The organism is Pseudocoprococcus catus, from assembly GCF_019734885.1.
Lineage (GTDB): Bacteria > Bacillota > Clostridia > Lachnospirales > Lachnospiraceae > Coprococcus_A > Coprococcus_A catus.
This window is the reverse complement of the sequence record NZ_JAAXCM010000062.1, coordinates 83,674-100,844: the sequence shown is the minus strand read 5'-3', so window position 1 is coordinate 100,844 and position 17,171 is coordinate 83,674. Positions and strand designations below refer to the sequence as shown.

Below are 17,171 nucleotides of genomic sequence, written 5' to 3'. Positions count from 1 at the left end.
TCTATTTTATTCCCAAAATGACGAAATCCTTTGATTTATTGGGCTTTTTTCGACAGAAGGCAGACTGTTTCACAATGTGTTGAGACTAACATCGGAACACACACCCTTTACCTCGTCACTTATATCGGAACACATTTTTTTCACTTTGTCTCCAATACCTGATGACTTCCCGAATCTTTCTTTTGCGTTTCCAATTTCATTCTTAAATCCTGTTTTATATATGAAAGTAATTTTATAAGAATCTTTGTTTCCATCTTCGTCTAGTCCGCCGACTATTACTTTTTCAACTATACTCTCAAATATTCCTCTGTCAAATTCTTCTAGCACCTCATTATGCGATAGTGCTTTTTTGAAATCTGAAAGCCTCCTTTGCAATGAACTCTTTTCATCCGACTGTTGCTGCAGATATTCCAGCTTTGCTCTTGTATTTGTCAGTTCAGTTTTTAGTTCTACATCCGTTTCCTCATAAATATCCTGTTCAATAATGCCTTTCAGATAATTATCAAGTAGTTTTTTTCTCTTTAAAGAAACCTTGTCAATGCTTTTCTTCAGCTTATGTAACTGATCTTCAATCGAATTTTCTCCAAGTGCTTTCTCGGTTCGCTTCAAAAATTCTTCCAGAACATCTTTATTATCATTACACAACATCCTATAAGACTCAATAAATGCTTCTTCTATGACCTGCTCTGGAATGCCTTTGCTATCCGGACAAAATCTCTTTCCTTCTTTTGTTGATTTAACGCACTGCCATATCGTCTTTTTATACTTAGAGCTACTGTGCCATCGCCTACGAGAAAGATTAGAGCCACAGAATCCGCATTCTACCATACAGCTAAACGCAAACTGCCGACTAAATTTTTCACGTTTTCCAGGAGTGACTCCACATTTCCGATTTCCGTTTCTACGTCTTCTCATCTCCTGCGCCCGTTCAAATTGTTCCTCTGTAATGATTGGTTCGTGATGATCATGTATATAATACCGATCTTCCTCTCCAAGATTTTCTAAGCGTCTTTTTGAAATCGGATCAACCGTAAAGGTTTTTCCAAGTAAAATATCTCCCTTATATTTTTCATTATTAATGATTCCCATAACACTGGATGAAGTCCAGGGATTTCCTCTAATTGTCAGATGACCCTGCTCATTCAATTCCCTGGCTATCATTGTGCTGCCTGCTCCTGCCACATATCTATCAAAAATGTACCGTACAACCACAGCGCCTTCCTCATTGATTGAGATAGATTTTGTTTCCACATCATAATCATATCCCAAACAACCCTGAAATCCTACCAGTTCCCCCCGCTTCATTTTCATCTTCAAGCCCTTTTTCACATAAGCAGAAGTATTTTCAACTTCCTGCTGTGCTACAGAACTTAAAATAGTCATTAGAAATTCGCCGTCCTTTAATGTGTTAATCTTCTCAACCTCAAAATAAACAGCAATATTTCTCTCTTTCAACATACGAACATATTTCAATGTGTCCAGAGTATTTCTGGCAAATCGTGGAAGGCTTTTGGCAATAATCATATCTATCTTGCCATCCATGCAATCCTGAATCAACCGCTGAAACTCTTCTCTCTTATCAACCTTTGTCCCAGTGATTGCCTTATCAGCATATATACCTGAAAATATCCATTCTTTATTATTCTTAATTAACTCTGTATAATGCGTAACCATTGAGTTATAACTCTTTATCTGATCTTCATCGTCCGTACTTACTCGACAATAAGCCGCCACTCTCAACCGCTCAATCTTCCGTCTGGCAGAACCGTCAAATGAATCATGTGCTTTAATCAATTCAACTTCCATTTCGCCCTCCTTTTTGTGTTCCTACCATAGCGTTGATTATATTATAATACAATACAGATATACCGTCAAGCAGTAATGTTGGATACGATACCATAATCTTTCATTAATCTTTTTTGTATTACCTGATATTCAGTTTCATTAATCAACTTCTTAGAAAGCAACTGCTTTAACATAGATAGCTGCATACTATATCTCAATATTTTTTTATTATCCATATATATCAGATACCCCTTTCTAAATAATACTCTCCTGCAGGCGGCTGCCGGGCACAGCCTCATTGGTATCACACCATCCTCTCGGACCGAAGCAGCTTATCTCCGGAAGTTTCATTATCAGAAAGCAGTATCTTCGCACAAAGTCCCCGTTACTTTGCCTGTGATCGGATATTTATCGCTCGTGCCTTTACTTCAATACCCAAACTGGCATTCCTTCGCTTTCAATGTCCGGCAACTTTGCGCCACGATGTCGCAAAGTACCAGACACAGGCAGTCATGGCGTATCCATCACACAGCTCCACTGTTTTCTGCGTCCTGCAGGAAAAATATGAAATTGTCAAGGTACGCCAACTCTCATTACTTTTCACATGGACAAAAAGGGGCAAATTCCCATGTTCAAAAGTATTAAAGCTGTATTTTAAATCCCAATATCTTCGTGATGAGTTTAGTTTCCATCCGGCGCTTCATATATTCATCAATTCCATATCTTGTTCGCCCGCTCTCATCTATAAACTTTCTCCGACATCTACTGTTAATGTAGGGCTGAAAATAATCAATAATCTGATTTATTGCTACAGCATCGCCTCCAATGGCATCCTCAATCACTTCAAATGCAATTTGCTCTTTCTTTTTTCTGTACTGCATATGTATCACTCCAATAATTTCTTTAATAATCGCAGAGAATCCGCTTTATGGTAATGCACAGTACTCTGTACAAGATTCATACATTCTGCAATTTCTTTTTCCGTCATATCCAGAAAATAAGACATAAGAATTATCTTCCGTTTCTTTTCCGGCAGACGGTACAGTGCTTCACTGATTGCTTCATCCTTAACAGGCACTTCCATACCCATAATCTGGAAATATCGAATTTTCATAAATTCGTCATAAGAACAAAACCCGTCTAGGATTTCTTCCCGAAGTTCAGAGAAATTGATTTCCCGCTCCCAGATCTTGTCCATTTCATCCAAATAATTCAGTGCTTCACCATCCAGCACTTTAATGCAATACCTGATAAATTTTCTTTGCACAACAGCTTTTTCCAGTCTTGTCAGATTCAAGGGGATCACCTCCCCTCTGCCTGAAAGCTATTTTCGAAAACATCTTATTGCCCCCTTTGTAACGAGGACAGTCAAAATTTTAAAAAAAATCGAAAAAACAAGAAGAAATTTTTTAATGTTTCCGTATATAAAAATGCGCCCATATGAGCCATTGCCCATCGGACGCACTCTATAGCTGTTTCAGTTACCACCCACATTTTAATACAACTATGTATCACAGACATAAAAAAACGGGAATAATATCGCTATCACTCCCGGCTATACACATTTTTTTCAATTTTAAATTTTAATACACCAATACATTGAGAAATCAAAACCAATAAAACTGTCATAGCAACCAAAGATACCATTTCTAAAAACCTGCCAAGCGTACAGAAAATAGCAAAAACAAGTATCCCGCTTATGGTTTTCTCCGTAACTTTTTTACAATGTTCTTTCTCATTCTGATCAAGTTCCCGGTTGATATTTTCTACTGGTGCTAACATCCAAACCATGCTCAGACCTACTACAATACAAATCCATGAGCAAATTACAGGAAAAGTAAACTTACTGTTTATTACTAATATCAACGTCTGAACAGAAACCGAACACAAGAAACATGCTCCAAATCTATTCAGATGCAAACCACCGGCATAAGTTCTCAACAGCATAAAAACAATAGTAAAGACTACAAATTCCGGAATCATATGCAACCATATCGCTATACAGAAGCATGTCAGAAAACAACTTACCATTTCAAGTCCTATCTGAAATCCATACTGATATATCGCATATGATTCCTCGGAAGCTGCACCGGTTTTAATAACATAATCTGTTATTTTCTCCGATAAATATTTCATATTTATTTTTCCTTTAATGCTTTAAGTTCTTTCGGCATTTTAGGCTGATGGAAAATATATGCGCAGGCGCTGTCTGCCGATACTTTTCCAATCTTCAAAGATGCACTTGCCAATGCTTTGGCGGACTGCAGTTTTAAATCTTTTGTTTTCATATTTTGAAACTCCTTTCATTTGTTTTTAACACTTTATCACAAAAAAACGCATCCATTTCCTTAATGTCAAAATATCGAGTGTTCATGTAACTTTTCCCTTACCCACACTTTCAACTTCCATACAACACCACTCTGGCAAGGAACCGCCCCGGCTCTGTGGTGTCAACAGACAATACCCCCTGATATTTATCCGCCGCCCTACGGACAGATGGCAGGCCGATCCCATGATTGCTTGTATCCGTTTTTGTTGTTCTCAGTTCCTCCCCCTTCCCTTTCGCCAGCTTTCCCCGGTAGCTGTTCTCTATCGTTATCAGCAGGTTGTTTTTGTCATATTTCATCTTTAGCCGTATGTACTTCCGGCCTTCTGCCCTCCCGGCGCCTTCCACTGCATTTTCCAACAGGTTTCCCATGATCAGGCTTATATCCGCTCCCCGGAATGGCATCTCCATCGGGATGCTGAGATCCGTCAGAAATTCTATCCCCGCATCTTCTGCTTTTTTCTTCCAGTATCCTACCAGGGAATCTGTCACGATATTCCCGGTATTGATCTCTTCGGACGGTCTCAGCCTGCCATCCTCTATTATATCGGTTACAAACTGGATAAGCTTCTCCCTCTCCCCTCTCTCTGCATATGCAAGGATCGACAGGAGATGGTTTCTCATACCATGCCGCACATCCCTCATCTGCAGCACGGACAGTTCCCTCTCTTCCTGGTGCCTCGCACAAAGGTCTAGCTGCTGTTCATACACCAGATTCATCCGCCGTATCCGTAAATCATCTGCCAGCCGTATATAAATATAAAAAATCAGCACATTGATAAACAGCAGTATCAGACCGGAAACAAGAGAATACCCCTCGGCATATTCCCAGTCAGTCCTGTAAGCCAGTACAAACACTGCGTTCATGATATATATGCTCCCAGTCGGGATAAATATGATCAGGATGCTGTACCCCGTCGGCAGACCCGTAACCTTTTCATTTGTAAATACTTTCCTTAAAGCCAGGATGATCAGGAAGAACAGGAACCTTGAAGCAAACGCACCAAAAATCTGCCTTTCCACGATGCTTTCCCCATAAATCATCAGCACGCTGCCAATCAGCATTTCCGCGAGCATCCAGATGGCTGCAAATGTAACCGCAAAAAAGCTTTTCATCCATGCCTTTCCTTCAAATACATTTGCCACAACGAACAGGGCAAGCCCTACTGTTGTCCCTATGTTCCATGCTTTCGGAAGTTCATTGATAACCTCCGGGATTCCTACCTGCCAGAGTACAAGCACGATAACCCCAAGCAATACACGGATATTCTTTTTTCTCCTTTCAAAAAACATCCCAAAATAAAGGAAAAAGAGATATACTGTAAACATCGTCAGCAGCATATCTGCCATCCACTTACATGCCGACATAAAACGTATCCTCCATCGCACAGTATTGCTTACTGATCAGTTTCCGGCGGTCTTCACTGATTGAGAGCCTTTCCTCATTATCCATTACGGCAAAATCGTATGCCAGTCCTTTTATGTGTTTATAGTTTATCAGGAAAGACTGGTGTATCCGGAGGAAAATGCCCTTGCTGGCTCTCAGGCTTTCCTCAATCTCATTCAGTTTTCCATAAAATTCAAAGGTCTCTTTTTCTGTAACTATGTACACTTTTCTTCTCTTGCTTTCAAAATAAAGGATATCCCTCACCGGTATTTTGCAGTTCAGCCTCTGGTAGCTGTACCGGAAATAACTGTCGGCGCTGCTGATTTCTTCATATGCCGCCTCCAGACAACCCGCTATCTGTTTTTCTTCTACGGGTTTTACCAAAAAACGGAATGGTCTTACGGAAAATGACTCCTGCATATAGCTTTCATGGCTCGTGACGTAGATGATCAGGACATTTTTATCTGTCTCCCGGATTTTCCGTGCCACTGTGATCCCATCAGCCTGCCCCATCTCGATATCCAGGAAGATAACATCAAAGTTGTTCATACTCTCTACTGCCTCTGACAGATGCTCTCCTTCCCAGAACACTTCTGTTTCTATCGGAATAAAGTTTCTCTTTGCTATGCGGCACAACATATCCTCTATCTTTCCGGTTGTCGCAATATCGTCATCACAGATCGCTACTTTTATCATTTCCCACACCCCGCTTTCTTTTCTCTGCAGTTTTTCCAACAGTCTGCATGATCGACCATACCATTTCCCTGTCATACCCATCCATTCTTCTGTACACTTCTATCAGGTCATAATACTCATCCAATGTTTCATTCATCTTGATCTGACCGGACAGATCCCGCTTCATGTCAGACAGCCCAAGCAGGTAATCTGTTGTTACATTAAAATATTCTGCTATCCTTTTTAAGACATCTACTTTTATGATGGTAATATCCTTTTCATATTTGCTGAGCATTTGCTGTGTTACTCCTATCTCTACTGCTAGAAGCTCCTGTATCAAGCCCCTTTTTTCCCGAAGCATTTTAATCCGGCTTTCCATAATCGTTTACTCCTTAAATATACGTGATACTACCATGCTACCCTTTTCACATTTTCTTGATACAAATAATAGGAGTATTTAATTACGCAATATCAAAAAAAAGAAAGTGGGCAGCTCTATTCGCTGTCCACTTCCTGCATTATACCTTATATTTTTTAATTATCTTCTTATAATTAACTCAACTTTCCCAGCTGATATCTCTAAATAAAGCCTGAATAAATGCGGCTTGAGATGCAATCCATTCACTTACTTTACATTTTATGATGGATGTAATATCAGCAGATAATGTTAAAATGTGCTCCACAAACAGAGCCATAAGGCTCTGCAGTGAACTGGTTAAGTCCATGTCCTGGATATCATCGCAGAACATGAAGAATAATTCGCCATACGTTTTCTGGTCATTTTGGTTCCTGCGGATCCATTCCAGAATGATGTATCTTGTAAATACAATGGTCGTATGGCTTACCATTGCACCATAATTATGGCTCTGAAATTCAGTGCCTAACTTCAGAAAGGATTTTGATGATCTGAAAAAACATTCGATAGACCATATGCCGATATTTTAGAAATGCCGATTTTTGACTTTCTGAAATATTGGATTTATAAGACTTTGTAAATATATCGGCATTTCTTACTATAGAGACGTAATCAGTCATTATTATAGTATTTCCTTTGATGAGTATGAGACAATCTATGAGATAAGCGATGTTGATGATAAAAACACGGTATAAACTTAGCGATAGTGACAGTTCCATCTTTAAGGATGATGTGATGTTCAAGTATGCCAATGACGAAGATACTATCAAGCGGCTTTGTGGATTAAAATAAATGCCGATAGTTTATTAACCATGCCTGATATTGGGTCAGGCATGGAATCTTATAGAAATTTTATCGGCATTTCTAAAATATCGGCATATGGCAGGTTATGCAGATATCGGCATAACCTGCCATATGTTTCCATAAATCCGTACGATCTCAGCATCACTTAAAGAAACGTCTGTGCTTAAGAGATACAGACATTCACTCTTCTTATTGCGGTTTCGTACGAAAACGATCTTAACAGGAATTCCTGTTTTGGTGGTGACGACTAAAGAGCCAAAAATATTTTTCGCACCTTCAAAGCGGACCATTCTTTTTAGTTCGTGAAGTGTATATTTTTTGTCCTTATAAGTATAACGCTGTTTCAGCTACTTGACCATTCCGATCACATCGAGCCCGGTATCCATAACAGAGCGGATCATAGGTTCCGTTGTGAACCAGGTATCCATAAGAAGATAATCGGCCTTTATACCGGATTGTAAGGCTCTCTGGATAAGAAGAACTGCGGCGTCTGTTTTACTCATCATGCTTTCTTTACGGAACTTATAACCGTTTGTACGATGATCAATATTTTCAGATATTTCATTGTAACGATTGCTCTTTTTGGCAGAAGAAAGCAGATTAAACCCAACGGGGATAAAACTGTAACCATCAGACCACCCCAGTGTAAGCAGGGTAAATCCTTTCTGAAATCTATGTTCTACATGATCATAGACACGTGCAAGCAATTCTACAGATTTACTCCGATTCCGCTTTACTACGGAATCATCCAGAACCAGTACTTTTATCCGTTCCGGTCTGGTAAGAGCATCAAATCTGGAAGTAACTTTAGCTGCAAGGAGCATAAGGAATCTGCTCCAGTTATAGGAAGTTTCATTAAGAAAACGATAATACGTATTCTTTGAAACGGCCTGGTCTTTATGTTTAGAGTTCAGGAAACGAAAGAGATTTCGTCCCTGAAATACAAGCAGGAGTAAAAATTGAAATACTTCATATGCTGAAACGCCACAGGATTTTGTAATGTTGGAGTTTCGCAATAATTTTCCAATCTGAAGTTCTTTTAAAGCATTGGAAAATTGATTTTGGGTATTTTCATTTTTATCATTCTGGTATATCATAAGTTCAGCACCTTTTCCTTTGAGTATTTGTTTGTGGTGAACTTATTATATCAAAGATCAGGTGCTGTTTTTATGTCAAGGTACCAATTATTTTAAAATTTTAGTTGAAAAATCAACTGTTTATGCCAGGTTTACTGGTGGGAAAGTTGAGTAATTAATTACAGTTTCTCATTTGAGTGTGTGAAACTTTTTCTGTAAATAGCTAATAACAGCAAGGTCTTCTATGGTAAAATATAAATCATAGGAGGCCTTTTATTATGGCAAGAAGAGAAAAGAAACCTGTACACAAAGTAGTAATGACAGAGGGAAAGCGAAACATCATTCAGCAACTTCTTCAGGAGTATGATATTGAAACCGCTGAAGATATCCAGGATGCTCTTAAGGATCTGCTTGGCGGCACCATCAAAGAGATGATGGAAGCAGAAATGGATGATCATCTTGGCTACCAGAAATCTGAATGATCTGATAGCGATGATTACCGCAATGGATATAAATCAAAGCGTGTAAACAGCAGCTATGGCAGCATGGATATCGATGTTCCACAGGACCGTAAATCAACATTTGAGCCACAGGTTGTAAAGAAGCGTCAGAAGGATATTTCTGATATCGATCAGAAGATTATTTCCATGTATGCAAAAGGGATGACGACCCGGCAAATATCCGAAACCATCGAAGATATCTACGGTTTTGAAACATCAGAAGGCTTTATTTCAGACGTTACAGATAAAATCCTGCCTCAGATTGAAGACTGGCAAAATCGACCGCTGGATGAAGTATATCCAATCCTCTATATAGATGCCATCCATTATTCCGTACGAGATAATGGAGTAATCAGAAAATTGGCTGCCTACGTCATTCTTGGCATCAACACAGAAGGGAAAAAAGAGGTTCTTTCAATCACTGTCGGTGATAATGAAAGTTCAAAATACTGGCTGTCCGTCCTGAATGAGCTGAAGAATCGTGGTGTAAAGGATATCCTGATTATCTGCGCTGACGGTCTTAGTGGTATTAAAGAGGCAATTGCCGCTGCATTCCCCAAAACAGAGTATCAGAGATGTATTGTACATCAGGTAAGAAACACGTTAAAATATGTTCCGGATAAGGACAGAAAAGCGTTCGCTTCCGACCTAAAAACGATTTACCATGCTTCAGATGAAGAGAAAGCTAGACTGGCTCTGAATCGTGTTACTGAAAAATGGACCGCAAAATACCCGAATTCTATGAAACGCTGGTATGATAACTGGGATGCGATAACGCCGATTTTCAAGTTCTCACCGGATGTCAGAAAGGTTATTTACACGACCAATGCAATTGAAAGTCTGAATTCTACCTACCGTAAGCTCAACCGTCAGAGAAGCGTATTTCCAAGTGATACAGCACTCCTGAAAGCTCTGTATCTGGCAACTTTTGAAGCCACAAAAAAATGGACTATGAGCATTCGAAACTGGGGACGGGTCTACGGTGAACTCAGCATTATGTACGAGGGAAGACTCCCAGAATAACAGAATCTGTATGCATGATGAGAAGGACGTTTTTGACGTCCGCTCTTGACATGCCTGAAAGCATGTCGTATATATAAAACAAGAGCTGGAAGCTCCAATTTAGTGTTTCCAGCTCAATCATTATCATAGAAGATTTTTATTTACAGACTTTTCTTCATAGTCTCTCTCATTTTTCAGTTCGGTTATATATTTATCTCTTTCCGACTCAGGAATCTTCAAACCACCCATCGCCTGTTCTGCAGACCATCCCATTGTCTCCATAAGGCTTTTAATTGAAAAAAGAATTCCTTTTTCAATTCCTTTCTCCTCAACACCTTTACTTAAATTGCACATAGTAGACACCTCGCTTTCCAAAGTCTTTGTCATCTCAATTGCAAAATCTTCCTGCAGAATCTTCTTTTTTTCTTCTACTTCTCTCTCCGTCGAAAGCAATACTTCCAATAATTTCAATATACCAGATGAATTATCATCCGTAGTTCCCAAACAAATCATGATTGCAGTTAATAAGTCGTAATTTTCAATCTTCTCTTTGACATTTCCCACCAGATTTTTTTCTGCAATATAATACTCTGTAATGGTATTCTCTCTATATTGCGGAGGATTCATACAAATCCAAATCGAATATACCTTTTTTATATTTTCGTAATGAGATGAAGTAAATTCTGTCCCATACTGTGATGAAATCATACGGCTACAATAATATATTCCACGTTTTATAATCGGATAACCCGGATAAAAGTCATTCTGCGCTTCAATATTGATTATTAACTGGATTCTGTTCTCCGTTCCTGGAGCTTCCGCACAAAAACGAATATCATAGGTAACCGTGCCTTCATAAACAGAAGCATCTTCCACAGATACATTCCTTATTTGTTCTCCAGATAATCGCTCATCTACATTTACAGGCACTTGTCCAATATCCGGTTCTCCATCAATGTATCGAGAAACTATTTCCTGTATATTACAATTTCTATATTCTTCCAAACATTCTTTCATAATCCAGGCAAGTATCACTTTGTTTGCCAACAAGCGCTTGCAGGCCGCATCATATGCCGCTTTATCTCCCATTGCATCAATATTCTTTGACAATATGCTTTCTATTCTCATCCAGTACAATCCTCACTCATCATTCTTGTTTTATTTTAACATATCCACAAAAAAAAAGCCATCTTTATATACTTTTCACAAATACAATTTATCAAAAATCTATGTATCTCTGATACCTGTTCCATAAAACAATATCCTCTAATTTCTGCTTATATTCTTGCATGTCATCTATATTAGTTATATAATCATATGCGCCTACTTTCAGTACAGAATAAATTTCCTGTGGTGTTCCATTCATTATTACTAGAATAGAAACATGTGTACCCAACCTGCCTTTTATTCTTATTATCGGCATAGTCGCATCTTGAATTCTATCCTTATCAAAATGTATAATGACAACATCTGCCAAAGGATATTGACCTTTTTGCAGGTCATCATACTTATACCACATTAGTTCAAATTTACTTTGAATAATTTCATTAGTCTTTTCAAATGCTCTTCTGCTATCACTAAACAATAATATTCTCACCTATGCCACTCTTTCCACAATCTATAATTTTATTAGTATATACCTTCTCCGCTCATTGTGCTGTTTAATGTCAAAATATCGAGTGTTCATGTAACTTTTCCCTTACCCACACTTTCAACTTCCATACAACACCACCCTGGCAAGGAACCGCCCCGGCTCTGTGGTGTCAACAGACAACACCCCCTGATATTTATCCGCCGCCCTACGGACAGATGGCAGGCCGATCCCATGATTGCTTGTATCCGTTTTTGTTGTTCTCAGTTCCTCCCCCTTCCCTTTCGCCAGCTTTCCCCGGTAGCTGTTCTCTATCGTTATCAGCAGGTTGTTTTTGTCATATTTCATCTTTAGCCGTATGTACTTCCGGCCTTCTGCCCTCCCGGCGCCTTCCACTGCATTTTCCAACAGGTTTCCCATGATCAGGCTTATATCCGCTCCCCGGAACGGCATCTCCATCGGGATGCTGAGATCCGTCAGAAATTCTATCCCCGCATCTTCTGCTTTTTTCTTCCAGTATCCTACCAGGGAATCTGTCACGATATTCCCGGTATTGATCTCTTCGGACGGTCTCAGCCTGCCATCCTCTATTATATCGGTTACAAACTGGATAAGCTTCTCCCTCTCCCCTCTCTCTGCATATGCAAGGATCGACAGGAGATGGTTTCTCATACCATGCCGCACATCCCTCATCTGCAGCACGGACAGTTCCCTCTCTTCCTGGTGCCTCGCACAAAGGTCTAGCTGCTGTTCATACACCAGATTCATCCGCCGTATCCGTAAATCATCTGCCAGCCGTATATAAATATAAAAAATCAGCACATTGATAAACAGCAGTATCAGACCGGAAACAAGAGAATACCCCTCGGCATATTCCCAGTCAGTCCTGTAAGCCAGTACAAACACTGCGTTCATGATATATATGCTCCCAGTCGGGATAAATATGATCAGGATGCTGTACCCCGTCGGCAGACCCGTAACCTTTTCATTTGTAAATACTTTCCTTAAAGCCAGGATGATCAGGAAGAACAGGAACCTTGAAGCAAACGCACCAAAAATCTGCCTTTCCACGATGCTTTCCCCATAAATCATCAGCACGCTGCCAATCAGCATTTCCGCGAGCATCCAGATGGCTGCAAATGTAACCGCAAAAAAGCTTTTCATCCATGCCTTTCCTTCAAATACATTTGCCACAACGAACAGGGCAAGCCCTACTGTTGTCCCTATGTTCCATGCTTTCGGAAGTTCATTGATAACCTCCGGGATTCCTACCTGCCAGAGTACAAGCACGATAACCCCAAGCAATACACGGATATTCTTTTTTCTCCTTTCAAAAAACATCCCAAAATAAAGGAAAAAGAGATATACTGTAAACATCGTCAGCAGCATATCTGCCATCCACTTACATGCCGACATAAAACGTATCCTCCATCGCACAGTATTGCTTACTGATCAGTTTCCGGCGGTCTTCACTGATTGAGAGCCTTTCCTCATTATCCATTACGGCAAAATCGTATGCCAGTCCTTTTATGTGTTTATAGTTTATCAGGAAAGACTGGTGTATCCGGAGGAAAATGCCCTTGCTGGCTCTCAGGCTTTCCTCAATCTCATTCAGTTTTCCATAAAATTCAAAGGTCTCTTTTTCTGTAACTATGTACACTTTTCTTCTCTTGCTTTCAAAATAAAGGATATCCCTCACCGGTATTTTGCAGTTCAGCCTCTGGTAGCTGTACCGGAAATAACTGTCGGCGCTGCTGATTTCTTCATATGCCGCCTCCAGACAACCCGCTATCTGTTTTTCTTCTACGGGTTTTACCAAAAAACGGAATGGTCTTACGGAAAATGACTCCTGCATATAGCTTTCATGGCTCGTGACGTAGATGATCAGGACATTTTTATCTGTCTCCCGGATTTTCCGTGCCACTGTGATCCCATCAGCCTGCCCCATCTCGATATCCAGGAAGATAACATCAAAGTTGTTCATACTCTCTACTGCCTCTGACAGATGCTCTCCTTCCCAGAACACTTCTGTTTCTATCGGAATAAAGTTTCTCTTTGCTATGCGGCACAACATATCCTCTATCTTTCCGGTTGTCGCAATATCGTCATCACAGATCGCTACTTTTATCATTTCCCACACCCTGCTTTCTTTTCTCTGCAGTTTTTCCAACAGTCTGCATGATCGACCATACCATTTCCCTGTCATACCCATCCATTCTTCTGTACACTTCTATCAGGTCATAATACTCATCCAATGTTTCATTCATCTTGATCTGACCGGACAGATCCCGCTTCATGTCAGACAGCCCAAGCAGGTAATCTGTTGTTACATTAAAATATTCTGCTATCCTTTTTAAGACATCTACTTTTATGATGGTAATATCCTTTTCATATTTGCTGAGCATTTGCTGTGTTACTCCTATCTCTACTGCTAGAAGCTCCTGTATCAAGCCCCTTTTTTCCCGAAGCATTTTAATCCGGCTTTCCATAATCGTTTACTCCTTAAATATACGTGATACTACCATGCTACCCTTTTCACATTTTCTTGATACAAATAATAGGAGTATTTAATTACGCAATACTAAAAAATAGTAAGACAAACAAGGACATTCCATTGATTATCTTACTATTTTTATTAATCATGCAACCATACAAATTGAGTAGACTCTGAATAAATATTCGAATAAATTATATCTGCAAGTTCATCTTCGGAAGCATTTCCATTTTCTTCTCCTATATATCTCCCCACTTCATTATTATGTAAATCCATTTCTTTATGAGCTATTTTAGGGAAGCCATCGGATTCATCTCCAGAAACATCTTTATCTTCATGTGCAGTAGCAAATAACTCTGCTTTTTTACTACCGAGCAAAATACTCATTTCCGCATTCCAAATACCATGTCTAAAAGCATCACTTCTATCTCCTAATCCACTATATCCAAACTTTCTCTCCGTCTGTTCAGTTGCAATTTTTCTTGCAGTATTAACCTTAAGTGCATCAAATGGATAACGAATACACAACCTTTTTTCTGATTCAGTAAGAGAGTTCCAAATATCTGTAATTCCTCTTATATCTCTCTTATCTCCGAACTCCTGTTCATCCATAATTTTCAACACTTCATCTTCTGTAAGTTCTGGATTTTCAGATTTTATCGATAAAATCTCTGCAATCATTTTTTCAAAGTCTGTTTCTTGCATCATCACCAAATCATCTCCATTTATATCTTGCGCATAAACAGAGAAAGGTGTAGCAGTGCATAGCACAAGCGTCAATCCTAAAATTAAAAAGCTATTTTTTTTCATTTTTTCTTGTCCTCCTTACAATTTTTATTATACTCTTAAAATATTATTAATAAAAAACATGTAATAAAATCGACCGACTGAGTAATTTTTTCTTATATTTTCAATATTATTGTTTAATTTTGTTCTTTCCACATCTTTGCATACATACCCTCAGTTTCAATTAAATCTTTGTGCATTCCTTGTTCCACTATCTCCCCTTGTTCTATTAAATATATGTAATCTGCATCTTTTATAGTAGAAAGGCGATGAGTTACAATAATTTGTGTTATATTATTATTTTTTAGTTCTTTATAAATCTCTTTTTCAGTTATTGCATCTAACTGGCCGGTTCCTTCATCAAAAATAATAATATCCGGATTCTTCACTAATGCTCTAGCTATAGAAAGCCGTTGTCTTTGTCCACCTGATAAATTTTTTCCATTTTCTCCTATTCTAGTTTCATATCCTTTTTCCATACAACTTATATCCTGATCCAGTCTTGCCATCTGAGCAGCTTTTTGTATTTGCATTTTTTCACATTTTTTTGAAATATCAATATTTTTTTCAATTGTATCATCAAAAAAATAAGCCTCCTGCATAGTAATACCGATATGTTTCCTATAATCATTAACATCCAACTCTGTAATTTTATTTCCATCAATCATAAGTTGTCCTTCCGTTGGCTTATATAATCCTAAAATTAGTTTAATCAATGTGCTTTTCCCACAGCCTGTTTTTCCTACTATCGCTATTTTTTCTCCTCTTTTAATAGAAATATTAATACGCTTCAAAATATTTTCTCCTGACTTAAAATATTTAAAGCTCACATTTGTAAGTTGAATTCTTTGAATTTCTTTTTCAATTCCCTTCTTATTTATATTCTCTTCTTTCTCCGCATAATATATTTCCATAAGTCTCTCTAAAACAGAACGTAAATACACTATATCTTGCATATCATTTGCAAGTGCTGAAACAGGATTAATAAACATACTTCCAATAGATACTAACGCCATTAGACCACCCAATGATAATCTTTCTGCTGCAATTTCATAGCTTCCAAGAGCAAGCAATAAAATTGACGGAGTAAGTTTTAATACCATTAGTATACATTGAAACAAATTTGAAAATTTTTCTTTGTGCGAACTAGTTGTCATCTGTTGCGAAAAAATTTCCCTCCACTGATTAATAGAATCAATACTAGAATCTGAGCTTTTAATAAATAATATATTTTTTAAAACTTCTAATAAATATGTATATGTAACCTCTTGCCTCTCCAAATTTTCATGCATAAGCCGTCGTGTATGTTTCATGCAAAAATAAAAAAATACAGCCTGAAAAATAGCAATACCATAAATTACTAAAGATAATCTAATTGACATGCACATCATAGCTATTCCAAAAACTAAAATAGATAAACAGTTAATTATTAAAGAATTACCTATTCTTGCCATAGTGTCTTTAATCAAATTTATGTTGTTAATTCTATTTGAAATATCTCCTGATGAGCGGATATCAAAATAACTAATCGGTAAGTGAAATAATTTTTTGATAATATCCTCTGAAAAATTTTTCCAAAAGTCATATGACATACTTAAAATTATATTACTCTTCAAATAACTTAATACGCCATAAAGCAAAACTGCTCCTATTCCAAGTAAAAATACAAGTAATATAATATCATAATTTCCCCTTCCAATAGCTACATCTATGATAATTTGAGTACATATAGGCAATATAAGACTACATACTTCAATTGCAAATGAAAGAATTATACTACCCCACAATTTTTTTAATGAACCCATATTCTGCTTTATAGCCAATGTAACATTATTAATATAGTGTTTTTTTTCTACAAATTCTGATGTTTTCTTTAAAATAACAATGGCTTCAAAGTAATCTTGTAAATTTTCATTCACAGATATTTTCCGTTTGCCAATTTCTGGATCTACTATTACAATATGTCTTTTATTTATTTCCTCTAGCACTACATAATGTCCCTTCTTATTTAATAAGATAGCTGGCAAATATTCTTTAAAATTTTTTATTCCATAGTCATCGAATAATTTATACGCCCTACTCTCTAATCCATAAGACATACTAATTTCTATAATTCCCTTTAATGTCAATCCATTTCTAGAAAAAGAACATTTTCTACTCACTTCAAAAAGCGGAACTCTATTGTTGTAATAATGCAATATCATAGTCAAACAAGCAGCTCCACAGTCTAATTCCGACATTTGTTGAATGAAAGGAACTTTCTTATATAACATCCTTTTCCTCCTTTATTCAATGTGCTCATAAAGCTATCTTTATGAGCACCAATGCAA

At 37.9% G+C, this 17,171-nt stretch carries 18 protein-coding genes and 1 pseudogene; 2 read left to right on the top strand and 17 right to left on the bottom strand.

The genetic code is table 11. The annotated features are described in order from the left end of the window. Positions 1 to 69: 69 nt before the first annotated feature. The 9 genes from HED67_RS15745 to HED67_RS15710 form a co-directional block, all read right to left on the bottom strand. Positions 70 to 1,806: a recombinase family protein gene (locus tag HED67_RS15745; RefSeq protein ID WP_221718844.1), complete on the bottom strand. Its 1,737-nt coding sequence runs from the start codon at positions 1,804 to 1,806 to the stop codon at positions 70 to 72. Positions 1,807 to 1,871: 65 nt separating this feature from the next. Beyond that, on the bottom strand, positions 1,872 to 2,021 hold the full coding sequence (locus tag HED67_RS17155; protein ID WP_070090346.1) for an SHOCT domain-containing protein: 150 nt from the start codon (positions 2,019 to 2,021) through the stop codon (positions 1,872 to 1,874). A gap of 405 nt (positions 2,022 to 2,426) precedes the next feature. Then, positions 2,427 to 2,666, bottom strand: a complete 240-nt coding sequence (locus tag HED67_RS15740; protein WP_096241036.1) for a helix-turn-helix domain-containing protein — start codon at positions 2,664 to 2,666, stop codon at positions 2,427 to 2,429. 5 nt (positions 2,667 to 2,671) lie between these two features. Beyond that, complete coding sequence (locus HED67_RS15735) at positions 2,672 to 3,091, bottom strand: sigma-70 family RNA polymerase sigma factor (RefSeq protein ID WP_226840088.1); 420 nt, start codon at positions 3,089 to 3,091, stop codon at positions 2,672 to 2,674. Positions 3,092 to 3,330: 239 nt separating this feature from the next. Further along, complete coding sequence (locus HED67_RS15730) at positions 3,331 to 3,921, bottom strand: accessory gene regulator B family protein (RefSeq protein ID WP_096241038.1); 591 nt, start codon at positions 3,919 to 3,921, stop codon at positions 3,331 to 3,333. 2 nt (positions 3,922 to 3,923) lie between these two features. Then, positions 3,924 to 4,073 carry a cyclic lactone autoinducer peptide gene (locus HED67_RS15725; RefSeq protein ID WP_096241039.1) on the bottom strand — a complete coding sequence of 50 codons (150 nt, stop codon included), beginning with the start codon at positions 4,071 to 4,073 and terminating at the stop codon, positions 3,924 to 3,926. Between the two features lie 110 nt (positions 4,074 to 4,183). Then, positions 4,184 to 5,479, bottom strand: coding sequence for a GHKL domain-containing protein (locus HED67_RS15720; RefSeq protein WP_096241040.1), 1,296 nt, complete (start codon positions 5,477 to 5,479; stop codon positions 4,184 to 4,186). Further along, positions 5,466 to 6,194 (bottom strand): LytR/AlgR family response regulator transcription factor, encoded by a 729-nt coding sequence (locus HED67_RS15715; protein ID WP_096241041.1) that lies wholly within the window; start codon positions 6,192 to 6,194, stop codon positions 5,466 to 5,468. The genes HED67_RS15720 and HED67_RS15715 overlap by 14 nt, the downstream gene beginning before the upstream one ends. Next, positions 6,172 to 6,552: a helix-turn-helix domain-containing protein gene (locus HED67_RS15710; protein WP_096241042.1), complete on the bottom strand. Its 381-nt coding sequence runs from the start codon at positions 6,550 to 6,552 to the stop codon at positions 6,172 to 6,174. Before HED67_RS15710 ends, HED67_RS15715 begins: the two co-directional genes overlap by 23 nt. A gap of 705 nt (positions 6,553 to 7,257) precedes the next feature. Here HED67_RS15710 and HED67_RS17280 point away from each other — a divergent pair. Continuing rightward, entirely contained in the window at positions 7,258 to 7,380 is a 123-nt protein-coding gene (locus HED67_RS17280; protein WP_260702787.1) for a hypothetical protein, read from the top strand. Positions 7,381 to 7,739: 359 nt separating this feature from the next. On the opposite strand, the gene HED67_RS15705 is transcribed toward HED67_RS17280, so the two are convergent. Further along, entirely contained in the window at positions 7,740 to 8,489 is a 750-nt protein-coding gene (locus HED67_RS15705) for an IS4 family transposase (protein ID WP_096241045.1), read from the bottom strand. 296 nt (positions 8,490 to 8,785) lie between these two features. Between HED67_RS15705 and HED67_RS15700 the strand changes: the two are divergent. After that, positions 8,786 to 9,991 (top strand): annotated as a pseudogene (locus tag HED67_RS15700) (IS256 family transposase). A 123-nt stretch (positions 9,992 to 10,114) separates the two neighbouring features. Here the strand turns inward: HED67_RS15700 and HED67_RS15695 are convergent. The 7 genes from HED67_RS15695 to HED67_RS15665 form a co-directional block, all read right to left on the bottom strand. Continuing rightward, a complete protein-coding gene (locus HED67_RS15695) occupies positions 10,115 to 11,059 on the bottom strand; it encodes a hypothetical protein (RefSeq protein ID WP_330656638.1) in 945 nt (314 codons plus the stop codon). A 130-nt stretch (positions 11,060 to 11,189) separates the two neighbouring features. After that, a complete protein-coding gene (locus HED67_RS15690) occupies positions 11,190 to 11,567 on the bottom strand; it encodes a hypothetical protein (RefSeq protein WP_138344554.1) in 378 nt (125 codons plus the stop codon). 114 nt (positions 11,568 to 11,681) lie between these two features. Beyond that, a complete protein-coding gene (locus tag HED67_RS15685) occupies positions 11,682 to 12,977 on the bottom strand; it encodes a GHKL domain-containing protein (RefSeq protein WP_096241040.1) in 1,296 nt (431 codons plus the stop codon). Continuing rightward, positions 12,964 to 13,692, bottom strand: coding sequence for a LytR/AlgR family response regulator transcription factor (locus HED67_RS15680; RefSeq protein WP_096241041.1), 729 nt, complete (start codon positions 13,690 to 13,692; stop codon positions 12,964 to 12,966). The genes HED67_RS15685 and HED67_RS15680 overlap by 14 nt, the downstream gene beginning before the upstream one ends. Next, on the bottom strand, positions 13,670 to 14,050 hold the full coding sequence (locus tag HED67_RS15675; protein ID WP_096241050.1) for a helix-turn-helix domain-containing protein: 381 nt from the start codon (positions 14,048 to 14,050) through the stop codon (positions 13,670 to 13,672). Before HED67_RS15675 ends, HED67_RS15680 begins: the two co-directional genes overlap by 23 nt. 146 nt (positions 14,051 to 14,196) lie before the next feature. Then, positions 14,197 to 14,865: a DUF6973 domain-containing protein gene (locus tag HED67_RS15670; RefSeq protein ID WP_096241051.1), complete on the bottom strand. Its 669-nt coding sequence runs from the start codon at positions 14,863 to 14,865 to the stop codon at positions 14,197 to 14,199. A 113-nt stretch (positions 14,866 to 14,978) separates the two neighbouring features. Beyond that, positions 14,979 to 17,114, bottom strand: coding sequence for a peptidase domain-containing ABC transporter (locus tag HED67_RS15665; protein WP_096241052.1), 2,136 nt, complete (start codon positions 17,112 to 17,114; stop codon positions 14,979 to 14,981). Positions 17,115 to 17,171: the final 57 nt, after the last annotated feature.